Origin of the sequence: Streptomyces sp. NPDC057616 (genome assembly GCF_042800575.1) — a bacterium.
Classification (GTDB): domain Bacteria; phylum Actinomycetota; class Actinomycetes; order Streptomycetales; family Streptomycetaceae; genus Streptomyces.
The window spans coordinates 44,515-66,185 of the sequence record NZ_JBHVGU010000007.1 but is presented as its reverse complement, the minus strand read 5'-3'; the positions used below and the strand labels follow the sequence as shown (position 1 = coordinate 66,185).

Below are 21,671 nucleotides of genomic sequence, written 5' to 3'. Positions count from 1 at the left end.
CGACCGGGAAGCGGCGGCGATACGGCGAACTGATGAGGAACTGGCACCGGCGCCCTCAAAGGGGGGCGTACACAAGTGCTAAGGGGACGGTACCACAGCGACTGCGGTGTCAAACCGGTCAGCGGGTGGCGAGCAGGCCGTACAGCAGCGGGATCCGCGGCTGCGGCAGACACCACCAGCCGGACGGTGCCGGCACCATCTGCGGCCAGCGCCGCCAGGGCAGCTCGTCGCTCTCCCGGAGGCGCCTGATCGTCAGTCCTGCTGTCACCAACGCGTTGACGACCTCGCTTATTCCGTGCATCCACTCGTAACTGTCCGTGGCGCCCTCGACGGCCGGGCCGTCGGTGTAGGTGTGCGTGGCGTTCCGGCGCACGGCGCCGCCGCCGGCCAGGTAGTCGTGGCGCAGCAGCAGCTCGGGTCCCTCGCCGGGACCGGGCTTCGGGCCCAGCGAGTTGAGCAGGGGGTGGAACTCGACGATGTACAACTGCCCTCCCGGCCGCAGCAGTCGGGCGACGACCGCCGCCCAGCGGTCCAGGTCCGGCAGGTAGCACAGCGCGCCCTTGCCGGTGTAGACGACGTCGAACCGCCGCTCGTCCAGGGCCTGTTCGGCGTCGTACACGTTCGCCTGCACATAGTCGACGTCCAGGCCCGCGCGGGCCGCGATCTCCCGTGCCGCGGCCACCGACGCCGCCGAGAAGTCCAGCCCGGTGACCCGCGCCCCGCGGCGGGCGAAGGCGAGGGTCTCGGTCCCGAGGTGGCACTGCAGGTGCAGCACGTCACGCCCGGCCGGATCCCCGAGGTCCTCCCACTCGAACGGCGCGAACCAGCGGGCCGGATCGAGGTCCTGGTCGAGCCCGTAGAAGCTGCTGGCGAGGTGGACGGGGGTCCGGGCGTCCCAGTTCGCCTGGTTGGCCCGCATGAGCCGCGCGTGCTCGTCGGTGGTCATGAGGCCATCCAACCGTGAACGCGCGCCCGATGGCGGGAAGAGCGGCGCATCGTCCACGGTTGGCGTGGCACGAGTGTCCGACACCGAGGAGGGCAAGGCATGCGCGCACTGATCGTGGACCCCGGGGCACCCGGACGGCTGCGCCTGGGGGAGGCCCCTGATCCGGAGCCCGGACCGGGCCAACTGCTCGTGGAGGTCCGGCACACCTCGCTGAACGCGGCCGAGCTGTGGTTCGCGCAGCAGGCCGCGCCGGGCGAGGTCATCGGCTTCGACGCGGCCGGCGTCGTCGTGGCCGCCGCGGCGGACGGCACCGGCCCGGCGGTGGGCAGCAGGGTCGTCGGCTTCGCCGAGGGCGGCGGCTTCGGCGCGCTCCGCGCCATGGACGTGGCCGACGTGGCGGTGGTCCCGGAGGCCGTCGACCTCGGCGAGGCTGCCACGCTGCCGGTGGCCGCAGGGACCGCGCTCAGGGCGCTCGACCAGGCGGGGCCGCTGCTCGGACGCCGGGTGCTGGTGACCGGCGCGTCCGGCGGCGTGGGCGGGTTCGCCGTACAGCTCGCGCGGCTCGGCGGGGCGCACGTCGTCGCGGTGGCCGGCTCCGCGGACGGGCGCGGGTGGGTCGCGGACCTCGGTGCCCACGAGACGGTGGGCGCGGTCGACCGGGTGACGGACCCCGTCGACGTGGTGGTCGACACCGTGGGCGGCGACCAACTGTCCGCGGCCTACGCCCTGTTGGCCGCGGGCGGCACGCTGCAGTCCATCGGCTGGGCGAGCGGGCGGGAGGCCGTGCTGCCCGTCGGCTCCACCCTGGGCGCCAGGTCGCCCAAGGCGATCGTGTCGGTCTACAACGGCGGCGGACTCACCGACCGGCAGGCGCAGTTGGGACGGCTGCTCCTCCTGGTCGCGGACGGGAGGCTGCGCGTCCCCGTCGGCTGGCGCGGCCCCTGGGGCAAGATCGCGGACGCGGTGGAGGCCCTGGCCGGGCGCAGCCTGCGCGGGAAGGCGATCCTCGACGTCGACTGACGAACTCGCGCCCCGTCGGCCGGCGACCTCGCCCCCGGTCGGCCGGCGGCCTCGTACCGGCCACACGAACGCCCGATCGATCGATTTCTTGTTCCGGCCGAACCCCCTCACGTGCGCGGCCGGCGCCCCGCACCGCATCCGCGTCAACACCATCGCCCCGAGGCGACCGTACAGCCGGCGTCGGCGTAGCCGGCCGTGCATCCAAGGGCGGGGCCCGACGCGAACGGCGGGTACAGGGGCGCTCGACATTCGCCTCTGCGTACCCGGAGGAGGCTTCATGCCCGGCAGCGCAGTGTACGAGCCGACCTTGGCCGAGGACCCCGCCACCGCGGACGGCCCGCTGTCCTGGCGCAACCTGGGGCTCGAGGCGATGGCGTCGATGCTGGTGGTGTCGCTGCGACGGCTGGGAAACCGCTCCTTCGAGGCGCAGTGCCAGTGGCCACGGATGCACCCGCTCAACGAACGCACTCCGACCGTGGCGCACCACCCGCTGATCATCGTCGAGTCCACCCGCCAGATCGCCGCCGCGCTGCAGCACCGCCACCTGCCCGCCGCCGGACGCACGGCGTGCGAGGCGGTGTCGGTGAGCCTCGGGCTGCGCCCCGGCGCGCAGCCGGCGGAGAGCGGAAGCGCCACCCATGTGCCGGTGCGGGTGACCCTGAGCGACCTCGTGCCGGGCCCCGGCAGGCTCGCCGCCTTCCGCGTCACGGCCGAGTACCTGCACGCGGGGGAGCAGTTCGCGACGTGCACGATGACGTGCGCGCCGCCGGCTCCGGGCGCGTCGGGAGCGGCCGTAGCCGCGCCTGATCCCGGGGTGCTGCACCCTGCCGCCGCGGCGGTGGGCGCGGTCGCCGACTCGGACGTGCTCCTCGCCCGTGCCCCGCAGGGCCGGCTGGTGATCGTCCCCCGCGATCCGGCCCACCCCGTTCTGCTGCCGGGCCGTCCGAGCCTGCTGCCCGCCGTGGCCGTGCTCGAGGCGGGCCGGCAGGCCGTACTGCTCTCCTCCGGCATGACCGCCGCCGCGGTGGTGGGTCTGCGGACGGAACTCCGGTCGCCTGTGCCGGGCCGGGGGGCGGCCGTCGACGTGGCGGCGGACCACATGGGAGCGCGCTTCGCCGTCACGGCGGCGGGCGGCGTGGCCGCCACGGGCGCGGTGAGCCTGCTACGGAGCTGAGGGCTCGGACCCGCGCCGGTGAGGAACCGAACCGACTGCAACCGTATGACGGATTTGTCCCGAAGGGTGGCGTAAGCGGCTGACGCACAGTGCCGCTCCGCAGGACGCGGCCACGCGTTCGCGGACCGGGAAAGGAACCGCCATGAAACTGAGCGACGAACTCCCCGTCGACCACAAGCTGGCCAAGGTCTATCGCTACGGTGCCGCCTTCTGCGGGCTGACCCTGCTCGTCTTCGGCGTCCTCGGGTTCGCCGACGAGCTGAGCCCGTTCAGCACCGACGGGCAGAGCATCGCGGGCATGTCCACCAACGGCGTGCTGAGCCTGATCTCGGTCCTCGTGGGCCTGGCTCTCATCGGCGGCGCCGTGGTCGGCGGGAACTTCGCCTCGACGCTCAACATGGTCGTCGGCGTGCTGTTCCTGCTGAGCGGCTTCGCGCACATCTTCATCCTCGACCGTGGTGCGAACGTCCTCGACTTCGGCATGACCAACGTGATGTTCAGCTTCGTCATGGGGCTGATCATTCTGACCTTCGGCATGTACGGGCGCGTCTCCAGCAAGCTGTCGCACGACAACCCGTACTGGCGCCGGCGGCACGCGCGCGAGGCGGCCCACGAGTCCCTCGCGGCCCGGCGCCGGGCGCGGAACGGGGGGCTTCCGGCCGCGGGTGGCTCCACCCCGGGGCGAGCGCTCACCGCGACCGACGTACAGCGCAAGGGATGAGGTAGCCGGAGACCGAGTCGTCCCCGCCCGATCGCCGCATCGGGCGAGGACGACGTCTGCGTGCGCCGGCTGACCTCCTGAGCCGCCGACCTCCCGAGCCGCCGACCTCCCGAGCCCTCAGGCCTTCAGGGGTGTTCTGGATTCGAGCGGGTCCAGCATCAGCAGCGCCTCGTGCAGGCCGTGCGGGCGCAGCAGCCCCGGGTACTGGGTGCGCCGCCAGCCGGGTCCGCCGAGGAGCACGCGGCTTCGGGTGCGCGCGCCGCGGATGCCCCAGCGGGTCTCGGCGACGTGCTGCGCCAGGGGCGTGCTGGCCGTGGCGCGCGACTGCGACCAGAGGACCACGGCACTCGGGCCGACACGCTGCACCGCGGCGAGCAGGGCCTCCGCCGGGACGGCGCTGCCCAGCATCAGCGTGGGCACACCCCGCTCGGCCAGGGCCGCGTTGAGCGCTTCGAGCGCGAGGGTGTGCTGCTCCTCCGGCAGGCACGCAAGGATGACGGGGGAGGAGGCCGACGCCGTCCGGGTCAGCGTGGCCGACACGTAGATGTGCCGGATCGTCGCCGAGATGTGCCACGACAGGAGGTGCTCCACCTCCACGTAACGATCGCCCGCCGCCTGCCACTTGCGCCCCACGGCCTGGAGCGCCGGGCCCAGGATCTCCTCCCAGGTGACGACCAGCCCGTGCACGCGGACGGACGCGGTGAGCTGTTCCTGGACGGCGACGGAGTCCAGCCGGACGGCGGCGCGCGCGAGCCCCTTGCACTCCTGCCGCACGTTGCCCAGCGGCAGACCGCTGCCGGACCGTGACCGTGAGGCTTTCGTGCGCGGTGCGGCGGTCGTCGCGGCGAGGGCGGCACCGGCAGGGGGCGGCGGGGGGAGTGCCGTCACGATGCCCTGCGCGCCCGACCCGTCGGATCGTTCCTTCACCGCCTTCACCGCCTTCACCGCCTTCACCGCCTTCACGGCGACGGCCTTCGCCGCTCGCGCCGCCTCCGCGGGCGGAATGCCCGCGGCCGTCAGCCGGCACATCTCGACGACCATGGCGACATCGTCCGGCGTCCATCTGCGGTGGTGGCCCTTCGGCCGGGTCGCCGGGCCCAGTCCGTATCTGCGGTCCCAGGAGCGCAGGGTCGTGGGCGACACGCCCAGGCGCCTGGCGAGAAAGCCGGTGGTCACTCCGGCCTCCGGGGAGTCGTCCATTTCCGGCTCGTCCATTTCCGGCCCGGCTGCGTCCGGTTCGGCCGCGTCCCGTTGCGCCATGTCCCGTCCGTTCACGTCCACGGGAAGGTCCCCACGGCAAAGGCGTACCGGGCGCGGATCGCGCGGGAAGGCCCGCGCCTGCCGTTGCCCCCGCTCACCGGGGTCGCCCGCCCGCTGCCGGCGGAACGCCCAGGGCGTGAGCGACGGCCTTCGGCAGCTGTTCCGACACCTCGTCGCCGAGCCGCTCGAACTCACGCTTCAGCAGGGGAGCGGCCAGACGGGCCGGACCGTGGAAATCGATGCGCGCCCGGTAGATCAACCGGGTCCGCGCTCCGTCCTCCTCGAAGCGCATGTCGTCGGTGGAGGTGGCGGTCCTGTTGCGTCCCTCGAAGGTCAGGTGGTCGGGATCGAGACGGACCAGCCGGTAGCGCAGTTCTGTGCGGCGCCCCCGGAACTGCGACACGTTGTGCCACTCCGAACCGACGGACAGCTCTCCGCCGCCGATGCGGTCGCAGGAGACGGTTCCCGGATCCCACGACGTCGTGTGCGAGAAGTCCGCGAGATAGCCCACGACGTCGGGCAACGGATGGGCCAGCGTGATGACGCGTTCGACCTCGACCACAAGTGCCTCCGTTTGCGCGAATTCGGCCACAGCCCCCGGCACCTTCTGTTCCGGCGCCGCGCGCCGGACGGATGCACATGGGCGGGCAGTCGCCTCGGCGAGATCCACCGAAGCACCCGACGACCCGAAGGTATCGATGCACAGTCGATGCGAGTTGTCCATGTTGCATCGAATCTGCACAGTGAGAGTGCGGGACGCGCCCCGTGACCACCAGGCCCAGCTCAGGAGTTGCGATGATCACCGCACAGCACACCGAGGCGGACCTCGACGAGGCCGAGGTCGTGGCGGGATTCCTCGCCGGCGACGAGGCGTGCCTGGAGGCCGCCCACCGCCGCTGGCGACCGCTGGTCTACGCCCTCGCACGGCGCTCGCTGGGGGATGCGAAGGAGGCGGAGGACGTCACGCAGCTGGTGTTCCTCGCCGCGTGGCGGGGCCGCGCCGGGTTCAGGCCCGACCGCGGGACCCTGTCCGGATGGCTCGTGGGCATCACCCGCCGGAAGATCGCCGACGCGCTGTCCGCCCGTACCCGGCGGAACGAACTCGTCGCGGCCGCGGGCGCCAGAATGCTGCTCCAGCCCTCCGACGGGGGCGCGGGGACCGAGGCCAGCATCAACCGCGTCCTGCTCGCCGACGAACTGTCCCGCCTCCCCGCACCGCAGCGCCGCGTACTCAACCTCGCCTTCTACGACGACCTGACCCAGACCCAGATCGCCGAGTTCACCGGCTGGCCGCTGGGTACCGTCAAGAGCCACGCCCGCCGGGGACTGCATCGATTGGCGAGCCGGCTCAGGGAGAGCGGCGCCGTCGAGTACGCCATGTGAGTCTCATGTCGAGACTGACTAGCCTGGGGGCATGAAACGGACGTCGTTCTCGAACTGGCCGTGCTCCATCGCCAGGGCCATGGATCTCCTGGGTGACGCGTGGACCCCGCTCGTGCTGCGGGAGGCGTTCTACGGGATCCGCCGCTTCGACGAGTTCCAGCAGGAGCTGGGCATCGCCCGCAACACCCTGACCGACCGGCTGCGCCGCCTGGTCGACGAAGGTCTGCTGGAGAAGGAGCCGTACCAGGACGAACCCCGGCGCTACGACTACGTGTTGACCGAGAAGGGGCGCGACCTCTTCGGCGTGCTCGCCGCGATGTCCCGGTGGGGCGACCGCTGGCTGGCGGGGGACGAGGGCGCCCCCGTCGTCTTCCGTCACGACACCTGCGGCCACGACACCGAGGCCGAGGTGGTCTGCGCGGTCTGCCGGGAGCCGCTGCGGGCCGAGGACACCTCGATGCGGATGGGCCCCGGCTATCCGGAGCGGCTCAGGCGGCGGCCCGACGTGCAGCGCCGTTTCGGCGTGGCGTGAAGCCCCCCGCGGCGGGCCGGCAACCCTTGACAGGGTGAGTCTCATAAAGCAACTCTGGTGATCAAAACCCTTTCGTCGAGGAGGCCGACCAGGGTGAAATGGACCGGCGCACGCTACACGGACAAGCCCACCGTCGAGGTGCGGACCTGGATCGACGCCCCGCCCGACCGGGTGTGGCCGCTGGTCTCGGACGTCGCGCTGATGCCGAGCCTGAGTGACGAGCTCCAGTCGGTCGCCTGGCTCGACGGCGCCACCGGACCGTCGGTCGGCGCCCGCTTCCTCGGCCGCAGCAGGCACGAGGCGCTCGGCGAGTGGTCCACCACCTCGTACGTCATCGAGTACGAGCCCGGCCATGTCTTCGCCTGGGCGGTGGAGGACCCCGCCAACCCGACGGCGGTCTGGCGCTTCCGGCTCCACGCCGGCGACGGCGGCACCGACCTGTCGGAGTGGATGCAGATGGGCCCCGGCCGCTCCGGGCTGTCGTCGGCGATCGACCGCATGCCGGAGAAGGAGCAGAAGATCGTGTTCGTGCGGATGCGGGAGTTCGAGCGGAACATGACGGCCACCCTGGAGCAGATCAAGCGACTGGCGGAGGCCGGCTGATGCGCACCGCGACCACGATCGAGGCCTCCGGCGTCCAGCACTGGCCCGAATCGGCCGACTTCGTCGTGGAGGCCGAGAAACTGGGCCTCGACATCTGCTGGGTCGCGGAGGCCTGGGGCTCCGACGCCCCCTCCGCCCTCGGCTACTACGCGGCCCGCACCGACCGGATGCTGCTCGGATCCGGCATCATCCAGGTCGGCACCCGCACCCCGGTCGCCGTCGCCCAGACCGCGATCACGCTGTCCAACCTCTCCGGCGGACGCTTCCTGCTGGGCCTCGGGGCCTCCGGCCCGCAGGTGATGGAGGGCCTGCACGGCGTGCCGTTCGCCCGGCCGCTCGCCCGTATGAGGGAGACCGTGGAGATCGTGCGCCGGGTGCTCGACGGCGGCAAACTCTCGTACGCGGGACAGGAGTTCACCATCCCGCTGCCCGGCGGCGAGGCCGTCCCGATGCGGCTGTCGGCGAAGGCGGAGCACGCGGTCCCCGTCTATCTCGCCGCTCTGTCGCCCGCCATGCTGCGGCTGACCGGCGAGGTCGCCGACGGCTGGCTCGGCACCAGCTTCGTGCCGGAGGGGGCAGCAGGGGCCTACTTCGCCCACCTCGACGAGGGACTGGCCCGCAGCGGACGCGGCCGCGGCGACCTGGACGTCTGCCAGGGCGCCGAAGTCGCCTTCGCGGCCGACGAGGAGGCGCTCGCCGCGATGGTCGCGGGCCGCAAGAAGGAACTGGCCTTCAGCCTCGGCGGCATGGGCTCCGCGTCCACCAACTTCTACAACAACGCCTACAGCCGCCAGGGTTGGGCCGAGGTGGCCGCCGAGGTCCGCGAGCGCTGGCAGGCGGGCGACCGGGACGGCGCGGCCGGACTGGTCACCGACGAGATGGTGCTCGGGACGACGCTGATCGGCACGGAGCCCATGGTGCGGGAGCGGCTGCGGGTGTGGCGCGACGCCGGCGTGGACACCGTACGGCTGTATCCGGCCGGGCAGACCCTGGACGAGCGGCTCGCCACGCTCGGCCGGGCCATCGAGCTCGTACGGGAGGCCGGCAGCGCGTCGTAGGCCCGTCCCAAAGACTCGTCCGGCAGAGTGTCGATCGGGCGGGCCCCCGTTCGTCGGTGGGGTGTAGGAAGCTCATGACGACCGGGAGGACCCATGAAGTACATGCTGCTCGTCTGCGGTGACGACACCAACGACGCCTCGGGCATGGCGCCCGTCGAACCCTGGGTGGAGGAGCTCGGCGAGCGGAGCGTGCGGCTGCACGGGCACCGGCTGGCCCTGCCCTCCGAGGCGGTCACCGTGCGCGTCCGGGGCGGCGAAGTGCTGCGCACCGACGGCCCGTTCGCCGAGACCAAGGAGTACGTGGCCGGCTTCGACATCCTGGAGTGCGACAGCCTGGAGGAGGCCGTCGAGGCCGCCTCCCGGCACCCCGTCGCCACCATCGGCGCCATGGAGGTCCGCCCCTTCTGGCCCATGTGGGAGGGGGAGGACCCCGAAGCCGCTCTGCGGGCCGTCGACGCGGAACTCACCGAGGCCCACCGGGAACGCGACGCCGAGCGCGTGCTGGCCTGCTACGCGCCGGACGCGGAGATCTTCCACTTCGCCGACGGCCGCGAGCGGCAGGGCCTGGACGCCCACCGCACGGCCGTCCAGAACCTGTTCGCGCAGGTCACGGGCCCGGTCACACGCGAGGTGCGGGAGCTGAAGATCGAGGTCGACGAGGGGGTCGGCTTCGCCCGGTCCCTGGTCCGGCTGACCGCCACCCGCACCGACGGCACCCGGCTCGACGAGACCCTGCGCATCAGCACCGGCTACCGCGACATCGGCCTGCGCCGCGTGATCACCCACGAGCAGGCCGTGTCCCTGAAGGAGGCGTGATGAGGTACGCCCTGCTGTTCTGCACCCCGGTCGGAGCCGAGGAGCAGAGCCCGGCGGAGCATGCCGCCGACCCGCGCTTCGCCGCCTACCTCGCGGCGGCGCGGGAGGGCCGGGTCACCGGCGGGGCACGGCTGCGGCCGCCCGGCGACGCCACCACGGTGCGCGTCCGGGGCGACGAAGTCCTGCTCAGCGACGGGCCGTTCGCGGAGACGAAGGAGTACCTCGCCGGCATCTCCTTCATCGACGTCGCCGACCTCGACGAGGCCATCGCCCTCGCCGCCACGCATCCGGCCGCCCGCGACGGCGGCTCGGTCGAGGTGCGGCCGGTCTGGGAGTGAGCGCCACGGACGACGTCGAGGCCGCCGTCGCCGCCGCCTTCCGGGAGGAGTGGGGCCAGGTCGTCGCCACCCTGATCCGGGTGACCGGCGACTGGGACCTCGCCGAGGAGTGCGCGCAGGACGCCTTCGCGCAGGCCCTGGACCGGTGGCGGCGCGACGGCGTCCCACGCCGCCCCGGCGCCTGGCTGACCACGACCGCCCGCCACCGCGCTCTCGACGTGCTGCGCCGGGAGGCGGTGGGGGCGGCCAAACTGCGGGAGGCGGCCGTGCTGGCGCGCGACGAGGGACCGTACGACCCGGAGTACGACGGCGACGACAGCGGCGTCCAGGACGACCGGCTGCGGCTGATCTTCACTTGCTGCCATCCCGCCCTGCCCATCGAGGCCCGTGTCGCGCTCACCCTGCGCACCCTCGCGGGCCTGACCACCCCCGAGATCGCCCGCGCCTTCCTCGTCCCCGAGGCGACGATGGCGCAGCGCCTGGTGCGCGCCAAGAAGAAGATCCGCAACGCGGGCATCCCCTACCGGGTGCCGCCCGCGCACCTCCTGCCCGAACGCACCACGGGCGTGCTCGGCGTGCTCTACCTGCTGTTCAACGAGGGGTACGCCGCCTCGTCCGGCGCCGATCTCGTCCGCACCGACCTGTGCGCGGAGGCCGTCCGCCTCACCCGCCTGCTGGCCCGCCTGATGCCGGACGAGCCCGAGACGCTCGGCCTGCTCGCACTGCTCCTCCTGCACGACGCGCGCCGGCACACGCGCGTGGACGCGGCCGGTGAACTGATCACCCTGGAGGACCAGGACCGCACCGCGTGGGACCGCGCGGCGATCGACGAGGGCGCGGCGCTGCTGGAGACGGCACTGCGGCGCGGCCGGCCCGGCGCCTACCAGATCCAGGCCGCCATCGCCGCCTGCCACACCACCGCGGCGACCGCCGAGACCACCGACTGGGCCGACATCGCCGCGCTCTACGGCGAGTTGACCCGCTTCGTGCCCTCGCCGGTGGTCCGCCTCAACCGCGCGGTGGCCGTCGGCATGTCCGAGGGCCCGGAGGCGGGGCTGGCCCTGGTCGCGGAGCTCGAGCGGGAGGGCGACCTGGCCGGCTACCACCTGCTGCCCGCCACCCGCGCCGACCTGCTGCGCCGCGGCGGACGGACGAAGGAGGCGGCCGCGGCGTACGAACGGGCGCTGGAGCTGGTCGAGAACGACGCCGAGCGCAGATTCCTGCGGAAAAGGCTCGCGGAGTGTCGATCGGCGTAGGGGCCGTTCGTCGGTGGGGTGAAACCGCCCGTACGACACCGGAGGCTCCCATGACCACCCACCTGCCCACGCGTCCCGTCACCAGGCTCCGCAGGGCCCTCGCCGCGCTCCTGCGCGAACCCCGCACCCCCGGGACACCGGAAGTGTGGCCGGCCGGCCTTCGCCTGGGAGGCTGACCATGACCGCCACCGATCCCCGCCGCTGGTACGCCCTCGCCGTGCTCTGCGTCGCCGGGTTCATGGTGATCCTCGACGCGCAGATCGTCCTGCTCGCCCTGCCCTCCGTCGCGGACGGCCTCGGCCTGTCCGCGGACGGCGCCCAATGGGTCATGAGCGCCTATCTGTTGAGCTTCGGCGGGCTGCTGCTCCTCGGCGGCCGGACGGCCGACCTGCTGGGCCGCCGCCGCGTCTTCATGGCCGGCACGCTGTTGTTCGGGCTGTCCTCGCTGCTGTGCGGACTCGCCTGGACGGCCGGTGTGCTGGTCGCGGCCCGCGCCGTGCAGGGCCTGTCGGCCGCGCTCATGGCGCCGAGCGCGCTCTCGCTGCTGGTGAGCACCTTCGAGGAGGACCACGAACGCAACAAGGCCCTCGCCATCTGGTCCGGCAGCGGCGGCTTCGGCGCCACCGCCGCCCTCCTGATCGGCGGGCCCCTCACCGGCGCGTTCGGCTGGGAGTGGGTCTTCTTCCTCAACGTCCCCGTCGCCGCGGCCCTGCTGGCCCTCACCCCGGTCCTGCTGGGCGAGAGCCGCACCAAGAGCCGGGCCCGCTCCTACGACCCGGCCGGCGCCCTCGCCGTCACGGTCGCACTGGTCGCCTGCGTGTACGGCGTCGTCGACGCGCCCCGCGCGGGCTGGCTGTCGCCGCGCACGACCGGGCTCCTGGTGGCGTCCGTGCTGCTCGCGGCGGTCTTCGTCCGCATCGAGTCCCGCGCCGCGGCCCCTCTCGTGCCGCTGCGGCTGCTGCGCGCGCGGAGCGTGAGCGGCGGCAACCTGGTCGTGTTCCTGCTCGGCGCGAGCGCCTTCGGGATGTCGTACACGCTGTCCCAGTACGGGCAGGGCGTCCTCGGCTACTCGCCGCTGCGCTTCGGCCTCTGCAACGTCGTCATGCCCATGGGCGCCGTCGTCGGCTCCTCCGTCGGCCAGGCCCTGGTGACCCGGCTCGGCGCGCGCCCGGTCGCCGCGGGCGGACTCGCACTGGTCGGCGCGGGCAGCGCGCTGCTGGCCCGGGTCCCGGTCGACGGCGGATTCCTCCGCGACCTCCTGCCCGGTCTGCTGCTCTTCGGCCCGGGCCTGGGCGCCTGCGCCGTCGCCGGTGCCATCGCCGCCCTGACCGGCGTACGCGAGGAGGACTCGGGCGTCGCCTCCGGCATCAACACCGCGGCCTTCCAGATCGGCGGGGCCTTCGGCGTCGCGGTCGTCACCTCCGTCGCGCTCTCCAGGACCCACGGCCCGGACCCCCTGACCGCCCTGACGACGGGCTACCGCGCCGGCTTCACCGCCTGCGTCGCCCTCGCCGTGACGGGTCTGGCCTGCGCGCTGCTCCTGCTGCGCCCGGCCAGGAATCAAGGGCCGGGACACCGGGGGCAGACTCTCGACGACCGTCTGCCGCAGGAGTTCCGCGCCGCCAAGTGAGCTGTCCCCTGGCCGCGGGGTTCGGCGCGGGCGTCGTGGCGTGAGGCGAGGGTGGTGACGTCCGGGCGGTGACGTTCAGGAGGCGGAGGCGGATCGGGCCTCCGCCTCCTTGACGATCTGGTCGAACCGCGCCCCCATCTCGGCGGCCAGCGCCTGCGCGCCCGACAACGGCCGGACCATGACCATGAGTTCGGAGATCAGGCCGTCCTCGTTCAGGCGGATGAAGTCGCAGCCCGTCAGCTCGCGGCCGCCGACCCGTGCGGTGAAGACCAGGGCATGGTCGCGGCCGTCGTTCCCGGCGAGCTCACGGTCGTAGCGGAAGTCCTGGAACACCGTCGAGACCGCGCGCAGGATCGCGGCGGTGATCGCCTTGCCCGGGTACGGCTTGAAGACCACCGGGCTGGTGAAGACGACGTCCTCGGCCAGCAGGGCCTCCACGGCGTCCATGTCCCCGGCCTCGACCGCCTCACGGAACGCTCGCATCGGATCACCTCATTAGTCAATTAGTGGAGTAGGTGTCGATGAGACTAATCAGTGGGCGGCAGGGTGTCCACCGCCCGGGCCGCCTCGCTGGCTAAGCTGACGGCGATGTTCAGTCCCGAGGGCCCCAGCCTGCGCGAGCTCGCCGTCCAGGCGCTGTCGTCCGTCGAGCACGGCTACGACCTGCTCGCGCCGAAGTTCGACCACACCCCCTTCCGGACCCCGGAATCGGTGCTCGACGCGTGCGCCTCGGCACTGGCCAGGACCGGACCCTTCGACGCCGGTCTCGACCTGGCCTGCGGCACCGGCGCGGGGGTCGACGTCCTCGCGCGGGTGTGCCGGCGCAGTGTCACCGGGATCGACTTCAGCGCGGGCATGCTCGACGTGGCGCGGCGGACGGTACGGCCGCCGGAGCCCGCGGTCTCCTGGGTCCGCGGCGACGTCCGCGCGCTGCCGTTCGCGCCCGGCGCGTTCGACCTGGTGGTGAGTTACGGGGCGTTCGGGCACTTCCTGCCCCGCGAACTGCCGGGCCTGTTCGCTCAGGTGCACTCCGTGCTCCGGCCGGGCGGCAGCTTCGCCTTCCCGGTACTGGCCCCGCCCCGGCCCACGTCCCCCGCGTACTGGATGCTGCTGGGCTTCGACCTGGTCATGCGGGTCCGCAACGCGGTGTGGCGCCCCCCGTTCGTCATGTACTACCGCTCCTTCCGCCTCGCCGACGTACGCCGAGAACTGCGACGAGCCGGATTCACCGTCCACCTCCACACACTCCCGGAATTCGGCCACCGCGACGACAACAGCCCACGCGCACGGATGATCGTCGCCGTGAGAGAAGGATCCCGGCCACTTCCTGCCTGACCGGATCCGCCCGAGGCCGGACCTTCTCCAGCCGCACCGCCCTCCCCCCTCACACCTCGAACCCTCACACCTCGAACCCGTCCAGCGCCCCGCCCAGCGCCAGCTCGATCGCCTCCTTGGGTTCCAGGTTTCGGCCGGCGGACACCGCCGCCGTGAAGTGGTCGTCGCCGAGGGCGGCCCGCAGGCGGCGTTCGTATTCGCGGTGGAAGATCGTGCGGTCCGGGCGGCCCAGTTGGGGCAGGCCCGCCGCGTGCCACAGGCGTCTGCTGATGCCCAGCAGCCGCGCGGCCAGTTCGTCCTCGCCCCGCGCCGCCTGCGCGACCACCAGGAGGTCGGCGATCGCTGCGGCGCCGATCCGGTCGTGCACCCGCCACTTCGCGGACAGCGCGTCGCGTGCCGAGCGCACCGCGTCGTCGGGATGGCCGAGACCGATCCCGGCGAGCGCCACGAAGAAGTCGCCCCAGGCCCGCATCCACAGCTCACCGCGCTTGGCGCACTCCGCGCGCAGCCGCTCGGCGACCGCAGCGCACCGCTCGAACGCGGCCTGGCTCGCGAGCAGATACGCCTGCACGGCCAGCGTCAGGAGCTGGAAGAACTCGGCGCCGCCGTCCCCCGCCGGCGCCTGCCGCACGCTGCCGTACAGCACCGCCGACCGCGCCGACTCGCCCCGTACGGCGAGACTCGCACCCGTCAGCGGCAGCGCGGGCACCGGCAGCCGGCGCTCCTCCGCGAGCCACACGTAGGCGGCGCTCACCGACTCGGCCGCCTCCAGGTCGTCCGGGACGACCGTGACCAGCCGGTGCGCCCAGACGGCGAGCGTGTGCTCGGGCCCCCCGTCCTCGGGGGTGCGGCGCAGGGCCCGCTCCAGATAGGTGCGCCCTTCCTCGGCGAAACCGCACGCGAACCAGAAGAACCAGAGTGATCCGGTGAGTTCCAGCGCCGTCTCGGGCTCAGGGGCGGTCAGGCACTCCTCGATCGCCAGCCGCAGATTCGCGTGCTCCACGGTCAGCCGCTCGGACCACATCCACTGGCCGGGCCCGAGCCACTCCGCCTCGCCCTGGCGGGCGATCCACCGGAAGTAGTCACGGTGGCGCGCGCGCACCGCCTCCACCTCGCCGAGCCCGCTCAGCCACTCGGCGCCGAAGGAGCGGACGGTGTCCAGCATCCGGTAGCGCAGCGCCGAGCCCTCGCCGTCCCGGGTGATGATGGACTTCTCGGTGAGCGAGGCGAGCAGGGCGAGGATCTCCTCCGGGTCCAAGGGGCCGCCGTGGCACACGAATTCGGCCGCCTCCACGTCCCAGCCGCCCGCGAACACCGACAGCCGCGCCCACAGCAGCCGCTCCAGCGGGGTGCACAGCTCATGGCTCCAGCCGATCGCGGTACGCAGCGTCTGATGCCGGGCCAGCCGCGGCCGGGCGGGGGAGACCAGCAGGTCGAAGCGGGAGTCCAGCCCCTCCAGCAGTCGGTGCAGCGGAAAGCCGCGCAGCCGTACCGCGGCCAGTTCCAGGGCCAGCGGGATCCCGTCCAGCCGGGCGCAGACGGCGGCGACGTCGGACCGGTTGTCGTCGGTGAGCGTGAACGCCGGCAGCGCCGCCGCGGCCCGTGCCGCGAACAGGGCCACCGCGTCGTCGCGTTCACCCAGCGGCAGCGGCGCCACGGTCAGCAGCTGCTCGCCGGGCACTCCCAGGGGCTGCCGGCTGGTGGCCAGAACACGTAGCTCCGGAACGTTCGCCAGAAGTTCCTGCACGACGCGCGCGCATTCGTCCAGAACGTGCTCACAGGTGTCCAGAACCAGCAGGACGGGCGCGCCCGCGAGGTGTTCGCAGACGGCCTGCAGGAGGGGCCGCAGTGTCTGCTCGGTCAGGCGGGTCGCCTGGGCCACGATGTTCGTCAGCAGCTCCGGGTCCCTCAGCTCCGACAGCTCCACCAGCCAGGCGCCGCCCGGGAACCCGGCCTTCGCGGCGTGCGCGGCCCGCAGCGCCAGCCGGGACTTGCCGACTCCGCCCGGACCCGTCAGTGTCACCAGCCGCTCGTTCCCCAACAGCCCCGCGATCCGGGTGAGTTCGCGCCTGCGGCCGACGAAGACGTTCGCCTCGGCGGGAAGGTTGCCGATCCTGCCGCCCTGCACAGAGGCCGCCATCGTCCCCCCATCACCGGAACCGATGGCGCACACGATAACCCCTCACGGGAGGGCCGCTTCCGGCGTAACTTGGAAGCGGCCCGTCCACCGAGGGAGGTACGGGGATGGCCGTCATACCCACCCAGAAAACTGTGGGACAGATGCGCCAGGGAGACCATTTTCTCCTCGGCTACGACACGGACGAAGAGCGCGAGGCCGTCCTCGCGGTGTTCCTGCTGGACGGTCTGGCCAGCGGTCAGCGCGGGCTCCTGCTGCCGCCCGTGGACGTCCCCGGCGGGGTCGCCCTGTCCTTCCTGGAGGCGCACGGCTGCCCGGTCGAGAAGGAACTCGCCGACGGCCGGCTCTGCGTCGACCCGCACCTGGCCGGCCCCGAGGGCCTGTGGGACCTGGACGAGATGATCCGCCGCGAGGCCCGCCGGGCCGTCGGCGACGGGTTCCTCGGCCTGCGTGTGTGCACGGAGAGCCCGCGCTCGCTGGCCGGCAAGGAGCTCAAGACGCTCCACGACAGCGAGCTGCTGCTCGACCCCGTGTTCTCCTCGCTGCCGGTCCTGGGCATCTGCCAGTACGACCGCCGGATCTTCGGCGACTCCGAGCTCGACCCGATCGCAGGGCTGCACCACGGCCGGGTCGGCGCCGACGACGTGTGGCGCGACGAACTCCTCGTCATCAGCCGCACGTTCGCACCCCCGGGCCTCGCCCTGACCGGTGAGGTCGACGACTCGAACGTCACCGCCGTCGCCCGGGCCCTGCGCGCCGAGACCGACCGCGCCCAGGGCCGCGCCGCCTCCCGCACCCATGTCGACCTGCGCGGCCTGCGCTTCATCGACGTAGGGGCGCTGCGCCTGCTGGTGTTCACGGCGCTCGGCCTGTACTCGGCGGGTCGCACCCTCGAACTGTCGGGTGTCGCGCCGCATGTGCAGCGGGTGATGCGGGTGACCGGCTGGGACCGCGTCCCGGGCCTGTACATCGAACCTGCGGGCGCAAGTGCACCGAACGGAGGGGGACCGTGACCGGCTTCGTCCACCAGGCCCTGCGCTACCGGTCGGAGGACCAGTTCCTCGACACGGTCTCCCGCTTCGTCCGCGACGGGCTCGACGCCGGCGACACACTGCTGGTGGTGGTGAGCGTCCGCAACATCACCCTGCTCGGCGAGGCGCTCGGCAGCCGCTTCCGCGACCTGGAGTCCCACGACGCACTCGACTGGTACGACTACCCCTCGCGCACCCTGGGCCGCTACCACTCCTACTGCGACCGGCACGGCGCCGGCGGCCGCGTCCGCGTCGTCGGCGAGCCGGTCTGGGAGGGCCGTACGGACCTGGAGACCCGGGAGTGGATGCGCTACGAGTCGCTGGTGAACGTCGCCTTCGCCGGCTCGGGCCACTGGATCCTGTGCCCGTACGACATCCGGGCGCTGCCCGAGAGCGTCGTGTGCAGCGCCGCCCGCACCCATCCCGAGCTCGTCCACGAGGGCCACACCGCGGTCGACTACGCCGACCCGGCGGACTTCTCGGCGGAGTGCGACGAGCAGGGCCTCGCCCGGCTGCCCGGGGGAGCGGACGGCATCCGCTTCACCCGCGGCCGGACGGCTGCCGTCCGCCGCGCCCTGAAGGTGTACGCCCGCCGCCTGGGCCTGTCCGAGCAGCGGGCGTACGACCTGGTGGCGGCGGTGCACGAGACGATGGTCAACGCCGTGCGGTACGGCGGTGGGCAGGGTGTGGTACGCCTGCACAGCGACCGTGACCACGTGATCTGCGAGATCTCCGACGTGGGCGCGCACGCGCGGGTCGCCTGGCCGCCCTTCCCCGGCCATCTGCCGCCCGAGCAGGGCGCACCCGCAGGGCACGGCATGTGGCTGGTGCGGCAGTTGAGCGATCTGGTCGACGACTGCCTCGACCCCGACGGCTCCGTCGTACGGCTGTACTTCCGGCGCCCGGGCCGCGGTCAGCCCGCCGCGGGAAGGGTGAACTCGTAGATCAGGGCGTCCGGTTGGGCGTCCACCACCAGGTCGGTGATCTCCAGCGGCCGCGCGTACTGGTCGTGCACGCGCCGGGTGACCCGTACCGAGGGCGTGTCCGCGAGCGGGGTGATCGTGTCCCGGTGGTGCAGGGCCAGGCCCGCCCTGCGCATCCAGTCGTAGGCGCGGCGCAGCTGGGCCGCACAGGCGCCGTCGGCGCGGCCGCGGTAGCGGCCCAGCTCCTCGACCTCGGACAGGGCCACGGCGGAGAACGAGGTCATGGCCGTGCGGCGGCCGCGGCCGTCCGCGCCGGCCGACTCGTAGCGGTGTACGAGGGTCGGCCGGTGCGGGGCGAGCCCCAGGGCCGCGGCGTGCTCCGGCGGGGGCGCCTCCCAGGTGACCCTGGCCCGGTCGAGGGCGCCGGGGTCGGCCGCCCGGGCGCCGACCGGGAAGGCCAGCGAGGAGGGGCTCTCCACCGGCAGCCCGGGCAGGGTGGCATAGCTGCCGCGCCGGTCGGTGGCGACCACGCCGTCCCGGCGCAGCACCTCCAGCGCCTGCCGGATCGTCACACGGCTGACGCCGAAGCGCTCGGCCAGATGCCGTTCGCCCGGCAGGCGTTCGCCGGGCGGGATGCCGCCGTCGCGCAGCTCGCCGAGCAGCCGCGCCGCGACGCGCCAGTACAGCGGCTCCTTCTCGGGCAGGGGAGGGTCGTGCGGGGTGGTGCGGGCCATGCCGCGCCTCCTGTTGGTGACATGCCGTAGCCGTGCGGACTCAGTGCGCCACCAGATCTAGCATTGGTCTAAACCAGGAAGGAAGAGCAGCCTGCCGGTTCGGCCGAAACCGGTCCGCGCGCGGGGCCTCTCACAGGGCGCTGTAGAGGGCGTCGACCAGGGCCGTCTTCCGTGGGTCGTCGGCGATATGAGGCCCCATCCGGTTCATCACGTACCCCAGCGACACCCCTGCCTCCGGGTCGGCGAGACCGCACGAGCCGCCGAAGCCGTCGTGTCCGAAAGCGCGCGGGTTGGGGCCGTAGGAGCCGTTGGTGCCGCTCAGCCACAGTCCGAGTCCGACCTCCGTCTCGCCCTCGAACCCGGCGCCGAGCACCAGGTCGCGACAGCTGCCCTGGCCCTCACGCACCCGCTCGGCCGCCTCGGCCGACAGGACGCGGTGGCCGTCGTGGGATCCGCGGCCGGCGAAGATCCCGTAGAGCGCGGCGACCGCCCGTGCGGTGCCGTGCCCGTTCGCGGCCGGGATCTCGGCGGCCCGCCACCCGGGCGTGTTGGCCTCGGTGGCGCCCACCACCGGGTTGGCCAGTGCGGCCAGCGCCGCCGGCGCCAACTGGCTGAAGATCGCCGCCTGTTCGCTGCTGGAGGCGGTCGGCGGGTGCACCAGCTCGGCGGCCCGCCCGTACTCCTTCTCGGGCAGTCCGATCCGGAAGTCGATCCCGAGCGGCCCGGTCACCTCCCGCTCCAGGAGAGCCCCCGGCCGCAGCCCCGAGACGCGCCGTACGACCTCCCCGACCAGGAAGCCGTAGGTCAGCGCGTGGTACCCGGAGCGTGTGCCGGGCTCCCACCAGGGCTCCGTCGCCGCGAGCCGCCGCGTCGTCAACTCCCAGTCGTAGAGCTGCTCCAGCGAGTGCGGCTCGCGCAGGCCGGACAGGCCGGCGCGGTGCGACAGGAGATGGCGTACGAGGATCTTGTCCTTGCCGGCCGCGGCGAACTCGGGCCAGTACATGGCCACCGGCGCGTCGAAGTCCAGCAGTCCCCGGTCGGCCAGGATGTGCGCGCACAGCGCGACCGGTCCCTTCGTCGTCGACCAGACGTTGACCAGGGTGTCGTGCTCCCAGGGCCGGGTGCGGGCCGCGTCGGCCCAGCCGCCCCACAGGTCCACCACGACCTCGCCGCCGACGCTGACGGCGACCGCGGCGCCGAGCTCCGCGCGGTCCCGGAAATTCTCCTCCAGTGCCGCACGCACTGCCGCGAACCGCTCGTCGCAGTAGCCGTGCACCACCGGCTCGTGCTCCGTCATGGGGCCCTCCGTCGTCCGCCGGAAACCCGGGCCGCGACCCTGCGGCCCGGGTTGCTGGAGAACGTACCGACTGGTCGGATTGGAGGGAAGGTCAGAAGAAGAAGAGCTTCTCCGTGGGCTCGCGATGGCCGTCGGCCGTGTGCCAGTAGTCCCGGGTCTCGACCGCCAGACCCGCCTCGTCGAACCGCGCGAAGACGCAGCCCGCGAGGGCGGACGCGATGCCGTCCTCCTCGGCCAGCACGCGGAACTCGGCCACGGCGACGCCGTCCGGGCCGACGAGCGGTGGCGAGAACCGCACGTCCGTCACCCGCTCGTGGACGAACGACCGGCGCAGATAGGCGGCCAGCTCGTCCCGCCCGCGATGCGGCTCCCGGAACGGCATCGAGCGGTGGACGCACCGCTCGGCGTACAGCTTGAGCAGCGCGTCCACATCGTGCGCGGCCCAGGCACGCTCCCAGACGCGGACGAAGCGCTCGGCGGCCTCACGTGTGTCCATGCCGCGTCCTCAGGCGTACGTCCGCAGCCACCGGAGCTTGGCCGCGTCCTGGAAGGGCCCGCCGCCCTCGTGGTCGTTGAAGTCGTAGACCTCGATCGTCTTGTCCTCGTGCGCCCAGGCGTTGAAGGCCGCGAAGACGGTGGAGGGCGGGCACGTCTGGTCCTCCAGGGCCGCCGAGAACAGGGCGGCGCAGCGGCCGCGGGCGGCGAAGTGCACACCGTCGAAGTACGACAGGGTGCGCAGGGCGTCCTCGGTACGGCCGCGGTGCGTCTTGAGGAACAGACCGATCTCGCGGTAGGGGTGACGATCCGTCAGCGTGGCCGCGCGCGGGTAGTCGCACAGGAACGGCACGTCCGGCGCGATCGCCATCAGGTCCGGGACCAGACCGCCCACCGCGATGGTGATCCCGCCGCCCTGGCTCGCGCCGACGGCGACCGTGCGGGACGCGTCGGCCAGCGGGTGCGAGCGGGCCGCCTCCACGGCACGCACCGCGTCCGTGAACACCCGGCGGTAGTAGTAGTTCCCGGGGTCGTCGATGCCGCGGGTCATGAAACCGGGATAGGCCGGCGCGCCGCCCACCGGGTCCGGGGTGCCGCCGCCCCCGCCCCACGCGCTGCCCTGCCCGCGCGTGTCCATCACGAAGTGCGCGCGGCCCGTGGACGCCCACAGCAGGTGCTCGTGCGGCAGGCCGCGCCCGCCGCCGTAGCCGATGAACTCCACCACCAGCGGCAGCGGTTCCGCGGCCCCGGCGGGCAGCGTCAGCCAGCCCTTGACCGGGTGCCCGCCGAATCCCGCGAAGGTCACGTCGTACACCTGGACCGTCGCAAGGCCCGTGTCGACCGGTTCGAAGCGGGCGTCCAGGTCGTGCTCGCGGGCCTCCTCGAGGGTCTTGGACCAGAACCCGTCGAAGTCCTCGGGCTCGGTGGACACGCTCCGGTACTCGTGGAGCTCGTCGAGGGGGAGGTCGAACAGGGCCATGGG

The 21,671-nt window shown here is 73.1% G+C and carries 23 protein-coding genes; 14 read left to right on the top strand and 9 right to left on the bottom strand.

Annotation, left to right across the window (positions count from 1 at the left end; genetic code table 11):
- Nucleotides 1–118 precede the first annotated feature (118 nt).
- Complete coding sequence (locus ACFU97_RS10515) at nucleotides 119–946, bottom strand: class I SAM-dependent methyltransferase (RefSeq protein ID WP_384253633.1); 828 nt, start codon at nucleotides 944–946, stop codon at nucleotides 119–121.
- Nucleotides 947–1,045: 99 nt separating this feature from the next.
- On the opposite strand from ACFU97_RS10515, the gene ACFU97_RS10510 reads away from it, so the two are divergent.
- The 3 genes from ACFU97_RS10510 (at nucleotide 1,046) to ACFU97_RS10500 (ending at nucleotide 3,861) form a co-directional block, all read left to right on the top strand.
- Nucleotides 1,046–1,966: a zinc-binding dehydrogenase gene (locus ACFU97_RS10510; RefSeq protein ID WP_384253631.1), complete on the top strand. Its 921-nt coding sequence runs from the start codon at nucleotides 1,046–1,048 to the stop codon at nucleotides 1,964–1,966.
- A 277-nt stretch (nucleotides 1,967–2,243) separates the two neighbouring features.
- On the top strand, nucleotides 2,244–3,140 hold the full coding sequence (locus ACFU97_RS10505; RefSeq protein WP_384253629.1) for an AfsA-related hotdog domain-containing protein: 897 nt from the start codon (nucleotides 2,244–2,246) through the stop codon (nucleotides 3,138–3,140).
- A gap of 142 nt (nucleotides 3,141–3,282) precedes the next feature.
- Nucleotides 3,283–3,861: a DUF4383 domain-containing protein gene (locus tag ACFU97_RS10500; protein ID WP_384253626.1), complete on the top strand. Its 579-nt coding sequence runs from the start codon at nucleotides 3,283–3,285 to the stop codon at nucleotides 3,859–3,861.
- A 117-nt stretch (nucleotides 3,862–3,978) separates the two neighbouring features.
- Here ACFU97_RS10500 and ACFU97_RS10495 read toward each other — a convergent pair whose 3' ends face one another.
- The gene (locus ACFU97_RS10495; protein WP_384254129.1) at nucleotides 3,979–5,061 is read right to left on the bottom strand and encodes a MerR family transcriptional regulator; all 1,083 of its coding nucleotides are present in this window, start codon (nucleotides 5,059–5,061) and stop codon (nucleotides 3,979–3,981) included.
- A 154-nt stretch (nucleotides 5,062–5,215) separates the two neighbouring features.
- The gene (locus ACFU97_RS10490) at nucleotides 5,216–5,845 is read right to left on the bottom strand and encodes an SRPBCC family protein (RefSeq protein ID WP_384253623.1); all 630 of its coding nucleotides are present in this window, start codon (nucleotides 5,843–5,845) and stop codon (nucleotides 5,216–5,218) included.
- Nucleotides 5,846–5,916: 71 nt separating this feature from the next.
- Here ACFU97_RS10490 and ACFU97_RS10485 point away from each other — a divergent pair, with 71 nt between their 5' ends.
- From ACFU97_RS10485 to ACFU97_RS10450, 8 genes are all read left to right on the top strand, one after another.
- Nucleotides 5,917–6,504 (top strand): RNA polymerase sigma factor, encoded by a 588-nt coding sequence (locus ACFU97_RS10485; protein WP_384253621.1) that lies wholly within the window; start codon nucleotides 5,917–5,919, stop codon nucleotides 6,502–6,504.
- Between the two features lie 31 nt (nucleotides 6,505–6,535).
- Nucleotides 6,536–7,036 (top strand): winged helix-turn-helix transcriptional regulator, encoded by a 501-nt coding sequence (locus ACFU97_RS10480; RefSeq protein ID WP_384253619.1) that lies wholly within the window; start codon nucleotides 6,536–6,538, stop codon nucleotides 7,034–7,036.
- Nucleotides 7,037–7,129: 93 nt separating this feature from the next.
- Complete coding sequence (locus ACFU97_RS10475) at nucleotides 7,130–7,639, top strand: SRPBCC family protein (protein ID WP_384253616.1); 510 nt, start codon at nucleotides 7,130–7,132, stop codon at nucleotides 7,637–7,639.
- A complete protein-coding gene (locus ACFU97_RS10470) occupies nucleotides 7,639–8,697 on the top strand; it encodes an LLM class flavin-dependent oxidoreductase (protein WP_384253614.1) in 1,059 nt (352 codons plus the stop codon). The genes ACFU97_RS10475 and ACFU97_RS10470 overlap by 1 nt, the downstream gene beginning before the upstream one ends.
- Nucleotides 8,698–8,790: 93 nt before the next feature.
- The gene (locus ACFU97_RS10465) at nucleotides 8,791–9,513 is read left to right on the top strand and encodes a YciI family protein (protein ID WP_384253611.1); all 723 of its coding nucleotides are present in this window, start codon (nucleotides 8,791–8,793) and stop codon (nucleotides 9,511–9,513) included.
- Nucleotides 9,513–9,851 (top strand): YciI family protein, encoded by a 339-nt coding sequence (locus ACFU97_RS10460; RefSeq protein ID WP_384253609.1) that lies wholly within the window; start codon nucleotides 9,513–9,515, stop codon nucleotides 9,849–9,851. The genes ACFU97_RS10465 and ACFU97_RS10460 overlap by 1 nt, the downstream gene beginning before the upstream one ends.
- Nucleotides 9,848–11,107, top strand: coding sequence for an RNA polymerase sigma factor (locus tag ACFU97_RS10455; RefSeq protein ID WP_384253607.1), 1,260 nt, complete (start codon nucleotides 9,848–9,850; stop codon nucleotides 11,105–11,107). Before ACFU97_RS10460 ends, ACFU97_RS10455 begins: the two co-directional genes overlap by 4 nt.
- Before the next feature lie 178 nt (nucleotides 11,108–11,285).
- Nucleotides 11,286–12,737, top strand: coding sequence for an MFS transporter (locus ACFU97_RS10450; protein ID WP_384253605.1), 1,452 nt, complete (start codon nucleotides 11,286–11,288; stop codon nucleotides 12,735–12,737).
- A 75-nt stretch (nucleotides 12,738–12,812) separates the two neighbouring features.
- Here the strand turns inward: ACFU97_RS10450 and ACFU97_RS10445 are convergent, their stop codons facing one another.
- Nucleotides 12,813–13,220 (bottom strand): nuclear transport factor 2 family protein, encoded by a 408-nt coding sequence (locus ACFU97_RS10445; RefSeq protein WP_384253602.1) that lies wholly within the window; start codon nucleotides 13,218–13,220, stop codon nucleotides 12,813–12,815.
- Between the two features lie 105 nt (nucleotides 13,221–13,325).
- Here ACFU97_RS10445 and ACFU97_RS10440 point away from each other — a divergent pair, with 105 nt between their 5' ends.
- Nucleotides 13,326–14,072: a class I SAM-dependent methyltransferase gene (locus ACFU97_RS10440; RefSeq protein WP_384253600.1), complete on the top strand. Its 747-nt coding sequence runs from the start codon at nucleotides 13,326–13,328 to the stop codon at nucleotides 14,070–14,072.
- Between the two features lie 64 nt (nucleotides 14,073–14,136).
- Here ACFU97_RS10440 and ACFU97_RS10435 read toward each other — a convergent pair whose 3' ends face one another.
- A complete protein-coding gene (locus ACFU97_RS10435) occupies nucleotides 14,137–16,212 on the bottom strand; it encodes an ATP-binding protein (RefSeq protein WP_384253597.1) in 2,076 nt (691 codons plus the stop codon).
- Between the two features lie 140 nt (nucleotides 16,213–16,352).
- Here ACFU97_RS10435 and ACFU97_RS10430 point away from each other — a divergent pair, with 140 nt between their 5' ends.
- Nucleotides 16,353–17,222 (top strand): MEDS domain-containing protein, encoded by an 870-nt coding sequence (locus tag ACFU97_RS10430; RefSeq protein WP_384253595.1) that lies wholly within the window; start codon nucleotides 16,353–16,355, stop codon nucleotides 17,220–17,222.
- Complete coding sequence (locus tag ACFU97_RS10425; protein ID WP_384253591.1) at nucleotides 17,219–18,184, top strand: anti-sigma factor RsbA family regulatory protein; 966 nt, start codon at nucleotides 17,219–17,221, stop codon at nucleotides 18,182–18,184. Before ACFU97_RS10430 ends, ACFU97_RS10425 begins: the two co-directional genes overlap by 4 nt.
- Here the strand turns inward: ACFU97_RS10425 and ACFU97_RS10420 are convergent.
- The 4 genes from ACFU97_RS10420 to ACFU97_RS10405 all read right to left on the bottom strand — a co-directional run bounded on the left by ACFU97_RS10420 (nucleotide 18,154) and on the right by ACFU97_RS10405 (nucleotide 21,668).
- Entirely contained in the window at nucleotides 18,154–18,897 is a 744-nt protein-coding gene (locus tag ACFU97_RS10420) for a GntR family transcriptional regulator (protein ID WP_384253588.1), read from the bottom strand. The two genes, ACFU97_RS10425 and ACFU97_RS10420, sit on opposite strands and share 31 nt — an antisense overlap.
- Before the next feature lie 130 nt (nucleotides 18,898–19,027).
- Nucleotides 19,028–20,194, bottom strand: coding sequence for a serine hydrolase domain-containing protein (locus ACFU97_RS10415; RefSeq protein ID WP_384253586.1), 1,167 nt, complete (start codon nucleotides 20,192–20,194; stop codon nucleotides 19,028–19,030).
- A gap of 91 nt (nucleotides 20,195–20,285) precedes the next feature.
- Nucleotides 20,286–20,690: a nuclear transport factor 2 family protein gene (locus ACFU97_RS10410; protein WP_384253584.1), complete on the bottom strand. Its 405-nt coding sequence runs from the start codon at nucleotides 20,688–20,690 to the stop codon at nucleotides 20,286–20,288.
- Between the two features lie 9 nt (nucleotides 20,691–20,699).
- Nucleotides 20,700–21,668 (bottom strand): acetylxylan esterase, encoded by a 969-nt coding sequence (locus tag ACFU97_RS10405; RefSeq protein ID WP_384253582.1) that lies wholly within the window; start codon nucleotides 21,666–21,668, stop codon nucleotides 20,700–20,702.
- Nucleotides 21,669–21,671 lie beyond the last annotated feature (3 nt).